This is a genomic window from Saccharopolyspora hattusasensis (genome assembly GCF_050972075.1).
In the GTDB taxonomy this organism is placed as follows: Bacteria; Actinomycetota; Actinomycetes; order Mycobacteriales; family Pseudonocardiaceae; genus Saccharopolyspora; species Saccharopolyspora hattusasensis.
Genome location: NZ_JBPCDC010000001.1, coordinates 5948418 through 5962683, shown reverse-complemented (window position 1 = coordinate 5962683; position 14266 = coordinate 5948418). Strand labels below are relative to the sequence as shown.

Genomic DNA, 14266 nt, shown 5'->3' with positions numbered 1-14266 from the left:
TGACCCGTGGCCGCCGGGGCTCGATCGTTCACCGCGATCGCCGAATGGGCCGCTGACTCACCACAGCAGGTTCTCTCCCTGCTGGGCGTGCGCCGCCAGCCGCGCACCGGTGGGTTCCGGCTGCCCGACGAGGCCACGATCCGGCGGGTGCTGACCCGGCCGGACGGCGACAACCTGGATTCGGCGATCAGCGTCTGGCTGCGTGCACACCCGGCCGGCGAGGACGACGCCGCGCCTGAGGTGGTTGCCGTGGACGGGAAATCACTGCGCGGCACCTATCCCCCCATACCGTCGGTAGCGGTGTGCATCTCTGGCCGCGCTGACCCACGGGACCGGGACGATCACCGGAGCGCGGCAGGTTCTCCCCGGCACCAGTGAGATCGCGACGTTCGAGCCGCTGCTGGAGGCCATCGACATCGACGGCGCGGTGGTGACCGTCGATGCCGTGCAAACCACCCGGGCGCACGCCCGCTACTTGCATCAGCGTGGGGCCTACTACGTGTTCACCGTCAAGGAGAACAACGTCCGCCTTGACGGTCAGCTCGACAGCCTGCCCTGGCAGGAGATCTCCGCTTTCGCCACTGAGGAAACCGGGCACGGCCGCACCGAACGCCGCACCACCCGACTGGCCCCACTCGGCGATTTCCACAGCTGGCCCACCATCGATTTCCCCCATGCCACCCACGCCTACCTCATCGAGCGACACACCACCATCAACGCCACCGGAAAGGCCCGCGCCGATGCTGCCCTGGGGATCATCAACCTCACCGGCGAGCACGCCCACCCCGCCAGCGTCCAAACCTTGAGGGTTATTCACGCTGAGGCGAAGAAATGCAGGGCGACTTCGTCCGCGGCCAATGGGAAATTGAAAATCGCCTGCACTGGGTCCGCGACGTCACCTACACCGAAGACCACAGCCGAGCCCGCACCGGCAACGCTCCCAGAACCATGGCCTCCCTTCGCAACCTCGCCATCAGCGCCCTACGCCTGGCCGGACACACCAACATCGCCAAAGCACTACGCCACACCGCCCGCGACTTCACCCGACCACTCATCCTTTACGGAATCATCCCCTGACAAGCCAAAAGGACTTTGCCGGGACCCTGCTTGACGGGGGCAGGCCCAGCCAAGGCGGGAGCACCGGCAGCACGATCTTGTAGGAAATCCTGATCATCCACTCGTGTGCTTCGCGTACCTGCGAGGACATGCCAAGTTCGCACAATGGTGGTATGTCGTCTTGTATTCCCCGACAAGATCGGTAGTTTGTAGGGGTCCGTCACAGGCTCCGGGTCTGATTGGGTTTGCATTGCTCTACGTTGCGGTGGTAGCTCGCCGGGCCACCGCGCCGGTCGGCGAAGGCGGTTGAAAATCATCCAAGATGAGCGAAGCAGTGGCCAAGAAGGCGGTGATCATCGCTGGTTCATCGGCGTACTAATAACTGCGCCCCCTGTAGCCTACCTCGACAGCGGGGAAAAGCTACGTGAACGTCCTCAACACCAACAAGGTCGCCGTCGTTTCAATCGTGTGACCTTCACTACGAAGTGATTATCGACGCTAAAGGCCGCCTGAAGCTCTCAAAGACCAGTGATGCGTTCCCTTCTCCAGCGTTACCGAAACGCGCAGTTACCGCGCACAATGGGTCGAAACTGGGATCTACCGGGAAGTTACCACATGAATACTCCCATTCGCCGTCGCACCCCTCGTGAGCTCCCCGATCTTCGGCTGAGCATGGCCGAGTTCTGGTCAACGCCTGGGGCGTTGACCTGGGCTGCACCGATCTTGGACATCTGCGCGTGCAGGTCGCTCACAACCTACGAGCAGAACCACTTCGTGGACGCCGTCCGTGAAAGCATCACGGACGGCGAGCTGTACTTCATAGATGAGCACATCACGCGGATCGCCATGCACGATCCAATGACTGGCCTTCTCGCACGCCGCGCGCCTTCTATGGAGTCTGACTGTGCCGGTTCTGGTCTTTCACATCCGTGCCCGATGGCTCGGTGAGCTTTGCTCTCGGGCCGGTGTGGGGCTTCCACGGGCAGGTTGTCGATGACCACACGGCCGCGGGCGGAACGCAGTGGTCCCGCCATCGATAGAGCCAGACACTCACCCTTAAGTTTGATCACTACAATAGTGTGATCTAGCTCGCGCAGAGAAAGAGACTCCGATACTGTAACTATTGCGCGATAGTCGGCTATCTCCGCTAGAAGAAAACTGGGAAAGTCGGACTCAGCAGGAGTCAACGTCGAGCCCTAGGGGCCACTTTCCTTACCAGGAAGCTCACCGCTTCGAGGTCGTGCGATAATTCGTAGTCCTTCCTGCGGCGAGAAAGGACCGAGGGTTGAGCGCAGGGGTGCATACTCAGCCCTCGAGAGGGGCCAGGATATCCCATCCATCCTGGCCCCTCAACTAATGAGGAGCTCCGCCGCAGATTTGATGATTGTCAGGGTGGGAGTAGTAGAAGAAGAAGTGCTTTTGCGGAGCAGGTCAGGCTTGGCGCGACCGAACATTTGCCGCTTGATCATCTTAAGGTCTACGCGGTGTTGACCGCGGAACTGAGGAGATTGGTTTGAGCGGCACGGTGGTGCTGACGGAAAAGTGGCCGGTGTTCGCGGCACAAACACGCGTCCGTTTGGTTGCAGATGTAGGCTGGTCCAGAGCGTGCGCCTCGCACGATCGACGTGTACGCACATGGGTTGACCGAGTACCTGCTGATGCGCGAGCGAGACGACATCGCCCCTCTGAACGCGAGTCAAGCTGATGTTTCCGGATTTGTGCCGGAGCTGACCGAGCGCCCACTGACGAACGTCACCATCCATTCCTGGCTGATGGTTGGATCGCGGTAGGGACCGCCCTCACAGGCGGCCCCCCGCGCAGATCCCAGCGTGCAGGACTACCGCACTGGGCTCCTGCCTCGGGTTTTGGCGTCGAAGCGCACGTCGGGGAAAGGGTGCATCTTGCGAGCGGGTGGTAACCAATGGTAGGCGAGGCGGTTCATCCGTGGCCAGGTGATCCGCGTGCGCTGGCTGCGGCGCCGTAGCGCTTTGTACCAGTGCCGGGTCACCTGGGTGCGGAAGGCCGCTACTGCCTGGATGTTGCCGGGCACGGCGTAGTAAGCGAGGTGACCTTGCACCACGCTTCGCAGCCACTGCCCTTGGTCGGGGATGGGCTCATGCCGGCGTCGCTTGAGTTCTTCTTTGACCTCACGTAACTTCGCCCGCATTCGCTTCGAGATGGTGACCCGCCGCAGCCAGAACCGCCCGTTCCTCGTCTTGCCACACTGGTGCGTGAGGCCGAGGAAGTCGAACGTCTCGGGTTTCCCGAGCCCCCGCGCCGCTCGCCGCCAGGCGGCGTGCCGCCCGAACTCGATCAGCCGGGTCTTGTCGGGATGAAGTTCCAGCCCGAACTTCGCGAACCGCTCGCGGAGATCGGCAAGGAACCGCTGCGCGTCCTCTTGATACTCGAAGCCAGCGGTGAAATCGTCGGCGAAACGCACAATGATCACATCACCGCGCGCATGACGGCGTCTCCACCACTGCGCCCACAGGTCGAACACATAGTGCAGGTAGACGTTAGCGAGCAACGGTGACACCGATGCCCCCTGCGGTGCTCCCTTCCCTGTCTGCGACCAGTTCCCGTCCTCGACAACCCCTGCGGCCAGCCATTTGTCGATGAGCCGCAGCACCCGCTGGTCCGCGATCCGGTGCTCAAGAAACTTCCGTAGCCAAGCCCGATCAAGCTGGCCAAAGAAGTCGCGGATGTCCGCGTCGAGTACCCAGTTCACGTTCTTCCGCTTGATCCCGACCGCCAGCGCGTCCAGCGCGTGATGCGGACTGCGCCCTGGCCGGAAACCGTAGGAAAAGCCCAGGAAGTCCTCCTCGTAGATGGCATTGAGCATCTCGACGACGGCCCGTTGGACGATCTTGTCCTCCAACGTGGCGATGCCCAGCGGTCGCTGCCGCCCGTCCGCCTTCGGGATATACGCCCTCCGCGAGGGTTTCGCCTGGTATGCGCCACTGTGGACCCGCGTGTGCAGGTCCCGGAGGTTGGCCTCCAGGTCCTGCCTATAGGTTTCCCACGTCATCCCGTCCACCCCCGGAGCGGCATCCGGGCGAATCGCCCAGTAGGCCGCCCGGAACCGATCCAGGTCGACATGGTGCAGCAGCGCGGTGAACCGCGCTTCCTTGTCCCTTCGTGCTACTTCGCGCACACGATCCAGCCCGTGTGGCACGCCTGGCCCGGCTCTGCGTCCGGGACGTGTCGGCCTGGTCGTGTTCCCCTCGGCCAGCCCCCTTTCCTCCACCACCTCCGCCGCCGCTGACGCGGCTTTGTTCGGTGGCTTCGCAGGTACTACGGGGCTGTCAGACTTCCCACGCTCGTTCATCCCAGGCTTACCGCCTCAGCGTTCCCTGGGCGACCCGCCTGCTGATCAGGCAGACGGGCGAGTGTGGGATCTCCCGGTTCTCGCGCATGGAGATTCCGTACATGCACAGGTTCTCCGACCGCGCGGGGTCCGCTGGCGACTCGCGTATAACGCCGCCAGCGATGTTGCCTTCCGCCTTGGACAACGACGTCGGCACCCCGGTGTTGTTGATTTCGCGGCTCAATAGCCCGGCCTGCACGTGCCCCTGTCAACGCTTCGCCGACGCCCTCACAGGCGTCCACGCATGACTCGGGGTCATCGTGGGTCGCTGGCCCTTCGATGGTCGCGGTAGGGACCGCCCTCACGGGCGGCCCCCCGCACAGATCCCAGCGTGCGGAACTACCGCACTGGGCTCCTGCCTTAGGTTCTGGCGGCGAAGCGCTCGCTGGGCCAAGGATGCGTGATACGAGCCTGCGGTAGCCACCGGTTGGCCAGCCGGTTCATCCGTTCCCAGGTCAAGCGGGTGCGCTGGCTACGTCGCCGAAGCGCCCGATACCAGTGCCGTGTCACCTGATCCCGGAAGTCGTTCACCGCTGCGCTGTTGCCGGGCACGGCATAGTAAGCAAAGTGCCCGCGCACCACGCTGGCCAGCCATGTGCTCTGTTCGGGGACGGACAGATGCCGGCGTCGCATCAGCTCGGTCTTCACCTCACCAAGCTTCGCCCGCAACCGCTTCGAGATCGTGAACCGCCGCAACCCGAAGCGTCCGGTCCGGGTCTTTCCGCAGATATGCGTAAAGCCCAGGAAGTCGAACGTCTCCGGCTTGCCCAGTCCCTGCTTCCGTCGATTCCCGGCGGCGAACCGGCCGAACTCGATCAGTCGCGTCTTCTCCGGGTGCAGCTCCAGCCCAAACTTCGCGAACCGCTCGCGAAGCTCGCCGAGGAACCGCTCGGCGTCCTGTCGATACTCGAACCCCACGATGAAGTCATCCGCCCACCGCACGATGATCACGTCACCGTGCGCGTGGTGGCTTCTCCACCAGTCAGCCCACAGGTCGAGGACGTAGTGCAGGTAGACATTGGCCAAAAGCGGGGACGCCGATGCCCCCTGCGGTGAGCCCTTGTCGCTCTGCGTCCACGTCCCGTCCTCGACGACCCCCGCAGCCAACCACTTGTCGATCAGCCGCAAGACCCGCTTGTCCGCAATCCGGTGCTCAAGAAACTTTCTCAGCCAAGCCCGATCAAGCTGACCGAAAAAGTCACGGATATCCGCGTCAAGCACCCAGTTCACCTTCTTCCGCTCGATCCCGACCGCCAACGCATCCAACGCGTCGTGAGGCTTACGCCCCGGCCTGAACCCATAGGAAAAGCCCCGGAAGTCCACCTCGTAGATCGCGTTCAACACCTCGACGACCGCCCGCTGGACAATCTTGTCCTCCAACGCGGCGATCCCGAGCGGCCGCTGCCGCCCATCTGCCTTCGGGATGTACGCCCTCCGCGAGGGTTTCGCCCGGTACCCGCCGCTATGAACACGGGCATGCAGATCATGAAGATTCGCCTCCAGATCCTGCCCGTAGACCTCCCATGTCACCCCGTCCACCCCCGGCGCGGCGTTCGGGCGAATCGCCCAATACGCCTTCCGCAAGCGATCCAGGTCGACATGGTGCAGCAGCGCGGTGAACCGCGCATCCCTATCCCGTCGTGCCACTTGCCGCACACGAGCCAGCGCACTGGGCACACCCGATCCGGCTCTGTGTCCGGGGCGTGTTTTGCTGGCCGTGTTGACCCTGCTGGTTAATTCGGCGAGGGGCTGGGTTTGGTGTCGCCGCGGTCCGTTGATCTGGTGCATGATCTTTCTGCGGTCGACTTACCCGCTTCCTGGCCGCAGGATGGAGTGTGTGGTGTCTATGCAGCCCCGGCCGTGGCCGCGGATTCCGGAAGCGACCGTGCGTGCCGCGCGGGCGGCGGCGGGCACGAGCGAGTACCCGTTGGCGATGCGGGTCCGTGACGAGCTGGGTGAGCTGTTCAGCGATGCGGAGTTCATCGAGGCGTTCGGGGTGCGGGGGAAGCCTGGGTGGTCGCCGGGACGGTTGGCGCTGGTCACGGTGTTACAGATGGCGGAGAATCTGACCGATCGGGGTGCGGCCCACCGGGTCCGGTTCGGCATGGACTGGAAATACGCGCTGGGGATGGAGCTGGACGATCCAGGGTTTGATGCGTCGGTCTTGTCGGAGTTCCGCACCAGGCTGGTCGCCCACGGGCTGGAGGAACGGGCGCTGGATCTGCTGCTGAAAGTGTTGCAGGACAAGGGATTGGTGGCCGCCGGCGGGAAGCAGCGCACCGATTCGACCCACGTGGTGGCGGCGGTGCGGGATCTCAACCGGCTGGAGCTGGCGGGTGAGTCGGTGCGGGCCGCGCTGGAGGCTCTCGCGGCCGCGGTACCGCAGTGGCTGGCCGAGGCGATCGATGTGCCGGCGTGGGGACAGCGGTATGCCGCGCGGGTGGATTCCTGGCGGCTGCCCACCTCGGAGACCAAACGCCGGGATCTGGCGGTGACTTACGGTACCGACGGGTATGCGCTGCTGGGTGCGGTGTATTCCCCGAACGCTCCTGGCTGGTTGCGTGAGTTGCCTGCCGTGGAGGTGCTGCGGGTGGTGCTGCTGCAGAACTACACCCGCACGATCACCGGCAACGGACGGGAGGTGATCACACGGCGGGAGGCGGACACGGACGGTCTCCCGCCAGGGAGATCGCGTCTGACCTCGCCGTATGACACCGATGCCCGCTGGGGCGGCAAACGCGACACCTTCTGGAACGGCTACAAGGTGCACTTCAGCGAGACCTGCCGGCGCCCCAGCACCCAGCCGGAGCCGGAGCCGGAGCCGGCCGATGCCACCGTGTCACGGCCCAACCTGATCACGAACGTGGCGACCACGGACGCGAGTGTCCCGGACGTGGCCATGACCGAACCGATCCACCAGGCACTGGATCGTCGTGGCCTGCTGCCCGGCGAGCACTACCTGGACTCCGGCTACCCCTCGGCCGAGCTGATCGTCAGTTCCGCGACCGATTTCGGTGTCACGTTGATCACTCCCGTGCTGGCCGACCACTCACCGCAGGCCCGGGCCGGCGCCGGGTTCGACCGCACCCGCTTCACCATCGATTTCGATCGCGAGCAGGCCACCTGCCCGCAAGGCCAGACCAGCTCCACCTGGAACCCGGCCACCCAGCGCGGCACCGACACGATCGTGATCACTTTCGCGACCGCGACCTGCGGGCCCTGTCCGGTCCGCGAGCAGTGCACCACCTCCCGGACCCGGCGCCGGCAGATCACCGTGCATCCGCGGGCCGTCCACGAGGCCCAACGCGCTGCCCGCGCCGACCAGGAAACCAAGGACTGGCAGGCCGAATACGCGCTGCGGGCCGGGGTCGAGGGCACCATCCGCCAAGGCATCGCGGTCACCGACCTGCGCCACGCCCGTTACCGCGGACTGGCCAAAACCCACCTGCAACACGTGTTCTCCGCGGTCGCACTCAACCTGATCCGCCTAGATGCCTGGTGGAACGGCCACCCACTCGACCGAACCCGCACCAGCCATCTCACCCGCCTTGAACACGCCCTCGCAGCATGATCAGGAATTAACCAGCAGAGTCCGTGTTCCCCTTGGCCGACCCCCTTTCCTCCCCCACCTCCGCCACCACAGGCGCGGCTTTGTTCGGCGGGTTCGCAGGTACTACGGGGCCGTCCGACTTCCCACACTCGTTCATCCCAGGCTTACCGCCTCAGCGTTCCCTGGACGGCCCGCACACAGATCAGGTGAACGGGCGAGCATGGGATCTCCCGGTTCTCGCACATGAGGACTCCGTACATGCACAGGTTCTCCGACCGCGCGGGGCCCACTGGCGACTCGCGATAACGCCGCCAGCAGTGTTGCCTTCCGCCGCTCCAACAACGTCAGCACCCCGAAGTGGGGATTTCGCGGCTCCATAGCCCGGCCTGCACGTACCCCTGTCCAACGCTTCGCCACGCCCTCACGGGTCGTCGACGCATGGCTCGGGGCCACCGTGGATCGCTACTCCTTCGATGTCGGGCGCTTTCATCCCTTTCCTCATGCCGGTTTACCCCGGCGCTTCCCGGAGCTCTCTCATCTCCTTCTCCATGCCGGTTTATCCCGGCGCTCTGTCCATTCAAGGGTCTGGTTGAGCTGGGGTTGTGGTTGCGGGCTGGCTGGCTTGATCTTGCAGGGTTGATCGTTGATCATTGGGGTTGTGTCCGGACCGGAGCAGCCCGCGCCCTCGTATGACGAGTTGGTGTCCTTGGTTGAGGGCTTGGTGCCTCGGGTTGAGGCCTTGGAGGCAGAAAACGCCCGGCTGCGGGCGGAGAACGCTGAGCTGAAGCGCAGGTTGGGTACGGATTCGACGAGTTCCTCAACGGCGCCATCGCAGGACTCGCTGGCAGCGAAGGGGAAACGCCGCGCGCAGCGCTCGCAGCGGGTGCGGTCGAAGGACCGCAAGCCCGGTGGCCAGTAAGGACATCCAGGGTCGGGTTTGGTGCCGGTGGTCAACCCGGATCGCAGCGAGACCGCGCCCGAACCGACGCGATGTTCGGGGTGTAGTGCGGATCTGGCCGAGGGCCGGGATGCGGGGATGTCCTGGACGCAGGTCTGGGACACCCCGCCGATCCGGCTGCGGCGGGTGCAGTACCGGCTGCCGAAGCGGCAGTGTGGCAGTTGCGGGAAGACCACGACCGCGGCGGTGCCTTTCGGGCAGGCCGGGGCGGTGTGCTACGGGCCGAACGTCAACGCCGCGGCGGTCCTGCTGTCCTCGACCGGGAATGTGCCGGTGGAGCGCACCGCGAGTCTGATGGAAGCGTTGCTTTCCGCTCCGGTGTCGACCGGGTTCGTCGCCCGCGCGCACGAACGCGTCGCCGAGCGGCTGGATCAGGCAGGCTTCGATGACGCGATGCGTGCCGTGCTGGCCGCCGAACCGGTGCTGTGCGCGGACGAAACACCGGTCAACATCGCACACCCCGACACTGGCGAGGACGGCCAACCGGTCCCCGGCGCCCCGCACGTGGTCTGTGTGCGCACCCCGGATGAACGGCTGGTGTGGTACCGGGAACTGCCGGCACGCACCAAAAAAGCACTGCGCACCCTCGGGCTTTTCAGCAAATACACCGGGTATCTCGTGCGCGATGATTACACCGCCTGGCACCAGTTCGACCCCACCCTCGCTGGGGTGCAACAGTGTGTGGCGCACCTGTTCCGCCACCTGCAAGGCGTTCTCGACCTGCACCCCACCCAGCAAGGATGGGCCGCCACCGTCCGCAAGGTGCTGCGCGAAGCGCACACCGCCGTCGCCGACGCCCACGCCACCGGGGCCGATCGCCTCGACCCCGACCTGCTGGCCGATCTGCGCGCCCGCTACGACAAGGCCGTCGCTTGGGGAATCGCCACCAACCGCCACCGCGACTGGGACAAAGGCAACCACCCTGGCTACAACCTCGCCACCCGACTGGCCGGCAAAGCCAACCAAGTCTGGCTGTTCACCAGGGTGTTCGCGGTGCCCTGGACCAACAACGCCTCCGAGCAAGCGCTGAAAAGCCCGAAACTGCATCAGAAAGTCTCCGGCTACTGGCACACCCTGGCCACCCTGGCCCGGTTCTGCCGAGTCCGTTCCTACCTGACCAGCGCCACCAACCACGGGCGACGCGCCATCGACGCCATCCACACCGCCCTCACCGGCAACCCCTGGATGCCACCAGTCACCCCAGCCTGACCACAAAGATCAACTAGCCAGGCATTCGAATTTCGACCCTGAATGGACACGATGGTTGCAGGGGGCGGGCGCCAACTCGCCAGCGATGGGTCGGATTCCAGCGTGCCTGCGTGAGGTAGCGAGACGACGAAATGGCCCGGTCGGCCCGCACTTCGTGTGCTGGCCGACCGGGCCTGTTCTCCGATTGGAGCCAGCGCCGTTACACTACCGCTTGCCGGTCCGGCAGTTGATGCCGACGATCCGGCATGCCTCCCGAAGGCTCCTTGATCCATGAGCCAGAAATATTACTCCTGCTCATGGCTCAACTTCTTACCTCGTGGTGTACGGATCCTACAGATCTCGAAGCACATCGCGTCCCCGAAGTTCGGGTGTTGCGACAACCGCTAGAACTCATAAGCAATGCTCGGATGGGGATTCACTTCTTCAGGAGATTCAGCAGCACTGATCAAACTCCTCTGGCATCGGGTTAGCCCATGATTCCGAAATTCTGGACGGTATGGTGGTTTTCACTCAGGTCGTTGCAGCTGATGATGTTGCAGTAGTTGTTCTGGCCGTTGGCGTGTGGGTAGTTCCAGCCCCAAGCCCAGTCGTGGGCCGAAGCTAGACCCGCTCCGGCGAATGCCAGCGGCAGGGCGAAAGCGCCAACAACGAAGGCACGAGAAAGCGAACGCATGCGTCTTCCCTTCCTAATTCGGGTTACCCGGGGTTCCCGGCTCTGGACGGACCCGGAATGTGCTGCATCCTCTTTCATACCTGCACCTCTTCCGGGCTGCTGAGTCGACAAGGCCCGTTTCACCTCAATGTGTGCTATTCGGGAGGCGCGGCACGCCTGAACGGGCAGGATGAGATGTCGAACGAAACTCGACGTCGTACCTTTCGACGTTGGTGACCAATTCCGCGGCCGGGGGATGCTCGATGTTGTCGGCTGTAGTGGCGAGAAGGCTGCGGATGCGCTGGAGGCTGACTGGCCGGTGCGGCGTGCATGCGGAGATCTCGAATGTTGAGCGTCATTCAGGATGAGGACGTGTAGGTCGGTGTGTGCCATTCACGGTAAAGACGATCGGTCGGGCGGTTGGTGGGGTTCGTCTGCGGCGACACCGTGACGATGAACCGGTTGCTCGTCGGCCTGATCTGGGTTGGATGGCCTGAGTGGACGGTCGTGTTCATCGTCACGGTGACGGCGTCGTCAGCGATCCGCATGCGTTGTGGCACTTCTTGTTCTTTCCCGGGTGGTGCGTCAGGGTGCAACACCAGTTCCCCCTTCCCGGGGTACTGATCCTTCTGGACGCTTCATGGGATGGGACATGATCGAAGTCGTCGACACCGACGCGGCAAGGTTGGCGTTGGTTGCCGGCCGACTGGACTGCCCGGCATGCGGCGGGACGCTGCGGCCGTGGGGCCGCCCCGCGACCGCGCGGTCGTCGGCCTGCAGGGCACGGCCACGGTGCGGCTGGACCGGGCCCGATGCCACTCGTGTCAAGCCACCCACGTCGTGCTGCCGGGCGACCTGGTGGCACGTCGGTCCTACCCCCTCGCCGTGATCGGCGCAGCCCTGGTCGCGGCCGGTGCCGGTACGGGTTCCGCCTCAGTGGCCACTCGGCTCGGGGTACCGGCCGGGACCGTGCGGTCCTGGCTGCGCCGCGCCTGCAGAAATGCCGAGCAGCTCTACCAGTTCGGTGTGCAGACAGCGGTCGCCCTCGAGCCCGACCTGCTCCCGACCACTCCACGCGCGACCCTGCTCGGTGACGCCCTGGACGCGCTGGCCGCAGCTGCCCTGGCCACGATCCGACGGTTCACCCCGGACCAGCCTCCACACCTGTGGCCGATGATCAACATTCTCACCCGCAGCCGGCTGCTCGCACCGTCGTTCTCGCCGTGACCGGCGCCCTCCCGTCTGGCTCGCCCCTGCCCGCATTCGCGCCGATCACCACGCCAACCTGCTCGCGCACACCCCTATCCGGGGCATTTTGCCGGTCTCTGCCTACCCAGTCCTATTCGGTAGGATATCGACATCCAGGCCGAGATAGGCTGCTCCAGGCAAGCGAAGTCGATCAGGATGAACGGTACGACGCTTGCGTGCTACCGCCCGCGACACACAGAACGACTGCAGTGTGGAGATTCGGCAATCAATCGAAATCCTCGTAAGCATTGACCTCGTTTAATCACCACGAGCCGGGTCGTTTCCAGACCAGGGCAAGGTCACTAGATAATCGACCGTCGGCCCTCGTAGCGTCACAACGCGGTCGAATACTGGCGGTGTAATTTGAGCTCAGGGGCGGCGCGGTGCCCTAGCCCGCCACCCCTTCGCGCGCCCGGGGCAATTCCGACGGTCCGAGGTTCGAGAAATCTCAGCGCTCATCCTTGGGGTGGTCAATCAGCGGAGCGTTGCCGCACTTGTTGCTCTGCGGCGACAAAATTTGCCCCACAGTCGTCCCGACGACGGAGTCGGAGCAGGTCTGCACCGGTGCCGTGATGGTGTTGAGCCCATTGCCCGTGTTGGTTCCGTCGTTGTCGGCACTGTCGGCGAATGCCGCAGAGCCCGTAGCCAGCATGCCGAGGGCAGCGGCGCCGGCAACCCCGGCAACGCGGGTAGAAACGCGCATCCTTCTTCATACCTCTCATCGAACGGCAGGTTCAAACCAGAGTGGCTCAGTTACAAGAGCCTCAGCACCCGCAGACGATCATTCTCTCGCAGGTACTGCGCATAATTCGACACACCGACGTGAAACTTTAGACCCGATACGTCGCTTCACCTCATGGAGTGGCCTTTGCGAAAGAACCAGACGCGACCGGTTACCAGGCACGGACATGTCGCAGTCAGCCGGGGTCGGTTCGCCGCGGTCTCGCATCTGTGATCCTCAAGACAGGGTCCTTTGGCGTGGTCCACCAGCCGTGCACGGAAAAGCGCTGTCCCGACGAACTGGCCCAGGCGCCAGGCGAACAACGCCGATCGGGTGACAGTCTCATGACCACGAGAGAAAACCCATCAAAGAAAACAGCCGGGTCAGGCGACGTCGCCTGACCCGGCCGCGTTGGGACCCACTAACCCAACCTCAAGGAGAGCGAACTGACGGTGCTCACGTCAGCAGCCGATACAAACGCTAGCGCCCTGGTTCCGAAAATGCAATACGTGTTCGGCGCGGCGCGGACAGAGAACACGAAAGAGCGAAGGAACGTTGAGATGACAAGTCTTCGAGAATCCTGAGCTTCGACTGTAGCCAAAGCGCCATCGTCACCCAATAGGGTGACGATGGGCGTTCCTGACTCAAGGAAAAATGTTTGTCTGCCGAAACTTTGTTACAGCGTTCCACGGAGACGCATGACGGCACTCCGCGGGCGTCACCGAGGCTCTCCGAGAGCCGCTCTGAGCCTACTGTATCGATGAGAGGTATGAAGAAGGATGCGCGTTTCTACCCGCGTTGCCGGGGTTGTCGGCACCGCTGCCCTCGGCATGCTGGCTACGGGCTCTGCGGCATTCGCCGACAGTGCCGACAATGACGGGGTCAACGTTCTAAACGACAACAACACTTCGATTTCTCCTACTCAGGTTTGCGGCAGCGACGTCATCCGCACCGGACCAGCGTTGCAGCTGCTGTCGCCGCAGTCGAACAAGTGTGTTAACGCGCCGCTCGTGGATCACCCGACAGCGAAGGGCTGAGAGCCGACTGGGGCACTGCTTGATTCATCCACACTTATGGGTGCCCCTCTTCCGGCAGCAAGCTCCGCGGAACATCGGAGCCCCAGCGAGACGTTTCAATACCACGAGCTATTGCGCAGCGGCCCCACATCCCCTAGGACAGATCCATTTCATGCAACCATGCGTCCATGGTCCCGCGAATTGCGGGACCATGGACGCATGGTTGCATGTAGCTCGTCACGACACCTGAAAATGTGTCACGAAATCAATACACCCGCCTTACCGCACGTTCCGATTTTCCTCATTTTCTCAGTTCACCATATAGGATGGACGCACTTGCGCGCTACGTCGCAATCTTCTAGATTCTTTTGTGCAGCTGGTTTACGCACTGGCCAGTTGTCTCTGCGTGGTAGGGAGACAGGAAGGCTGGGCCTGCGCAGATCCAGGTCCAGCTTTCCTTCTCGATAGACCTTCCACCCATTTTCCTTC

At 63.9% G+C, this 14266-nt stretch carries 12 protein-coding genes and 1 pseudogene; 8 read left to right on the top strand and 5 right to left on the bottom strand.

Annotated features, from left to right (window positions below):
• Positions 1-6: 6 nt before the first annotated feature.
• The 3 genes from ACRXBZ_RS28555 (at position 7) to ACRXBZ_RS28545 (ending at position 2846) form a co-directional block, all read left to right on the top strand.
• Positions 7-378: a transposase family protein gene (locus tag ACRXBZ_RS28555; protein WP_433881704.1), complete on the top strand. Its 372-nt coding sequence runs from the start codon at positions 7-9 to the stop codon at positions 376-378.
• Between the two features lie 52 nt (positions 379-430).
• The gene (locus ACRXBZ_RS28550; protein WP_433881703.1) at positions 431-1111 is read left to right on the top strand and encodes a hypothetical protein; all 681 of its coding nucleotides are present in this window, start codon (positions 431-433) and stop codon (positions 1109-1111) included.
• Between the two features lie 1585 nt (positions 1112-2696).
• Positions 2697-2846, top strand: a complete 150-nt coding sequence (locus ACRXBZ_RS28545; RefSeq protein ID WP_433881702.1) for a hypothetical protein — start codon at positions 2697-2699, stop codon at positions 2844-2846.
• A 47-nt stretch (positions 2847-2893) separates the two neighbouring features.
• Here ACRXBZ_RS28545 and ltrA (ACRXBZ_RS28540) read toward each other — a convergent pair whose 3' ends face one another.
• The gene (gene ltrA / locus ACRXBZ_RS28540) at positions 2894-4384 is read right to left on the bottom strand and encodes a group II intron reverse transcriptase/maturase (RefSeq protein ID WP_433881701.1); all 1491 of its coding nucleotides are present in this window, start codon (positions 4382-4384) and stop codon (positions 2894-2896) included.
• A 399-nt stretch (positions 4385-4783) separates the two neighbouring features.
• Entirely contained in the window at positions 4784-6100 is a 1317-nt protein-coding gene (gene ltrA / locus ACRXBZ_RS28535) for a group II intron reverse transcriptase/maturase (RefSeq protein WP_433881700.1), read from the bottom strand.
• 169 nt (positions 6101-6269) lie between these two features.
• On the opposite strand from ltrA (ACRXBZ_RS28535), the gene ACRXBZ_RS28530 reads away from it, so the two are divergent.
• The 3 genes and pseudogenes from ACRXBZ_RS28530 to tnpC all read left to right on the top strand — a co-directional run.
• Positions 6270-7994 (top strand): IS1182 family transposase, encoded by a 1725-nt coding sequence (locus ACRXBZ_RS28530; protein WP_433883991.1) that lies wholly within the window; start codon positions 6270-6272, stop codon positions 7992-7994.
• A gap of 622 nt (positions 7995-8616) precedes the next feature.
• On the top strand, positions 8617-8892 hold the full coding sequence (locus ACRXBZ_RS28525; RefSeq protein WP_433881699.1) for a DUF6444 domain-containing protein: 276 nt from the start codon (positions 8617-8619) through the stop codon (positions 8890-8892).
• 12 nt (positions 8893-8904) lie between these two features.
• Positions 8905-10140, top strand: a pseudogene (gene tnpC, locus ACRXBZ_RS28520) (IS66 family transposase); the annotation flags it as partial.
• A 466-nt stretch (positions 10141-10606) separates the two neighbouring features.
• On the opposite strand, the gene ACRXBZ_RS28515 reads toward tnpC, so the two are convergent.
• Positions 10607-10813 (bottom strand): hypothetical protein, encoded by a 207-nt coding sequence (locus ACRXBZ_RS28515; RefSeq protein WP_433881698.1) that lies wholly within the window; start codon positions 10811-10813, stop codon positions 10607-10609.
• A 338-nt stretch (positions 10814-11151) separates the two neighbouring features.
• Positions 11152-11340 (bottom strand): hypothetical protein, encoded by a 189-nt coding sequence (locus tag ACRXBZ_RS28510; RefSeq protein ID WP_433881697.1) that lies wholly within the window; start codon positions 11338-11340, stop codon positions 11152-11154.
• A gap of 172 nt (positions 11341-11512) precedes the next feature.
• Here ACRXBZ_RS28510 and ACRXBZ_RS28505 point away from each other — a divergent pair, with 172 nt between their 5' ends.
• Positions 11513-12019, top strand: coding sequence for a hypothetical protein (locus tag ACRXBZ_RS28505; RefSeq protein WP_433881696.1), 507 nt, complete (start codon positions 11513-11515; stop codon positions 12017-12019).
• A gap of 469 nt (positions 12020-12488) precedes the next feature.
• On the opposite strand, the gene ACRXBZ_RS28500 is transcribed toward ACRXBZ_RS28505, so the two are convergent.
• Positions 12489-12743, bottom strand: a complete 255-nt coding sequence (locus ACRXBZ_RS28500) for a hypothetical protein (RefSeq protein WP_433881695.1) — start codon at positions 12741-12743, stop codon at positions 12489-12491.
• A gap of 797 nt (positions 12744-13540) precedes the next feature.
• On the opposite strand from ACRXBZ_RS28500, the gene ACRXBZ_RS28495 reads away from it, so the two are divergent.
• Positions 13541-13798: a hypothetical protein gene (locus ACRXBZ_RS28495; RefSeq protein ID WP_433881694.1), complete on the top strand. Its 258-nt coding sequence runs from the start codon at positions 13541-13543 to the stop codon at positions 13796-13798.
• Positions 13799-14266 lie beyond the last annotated feature (468 nt).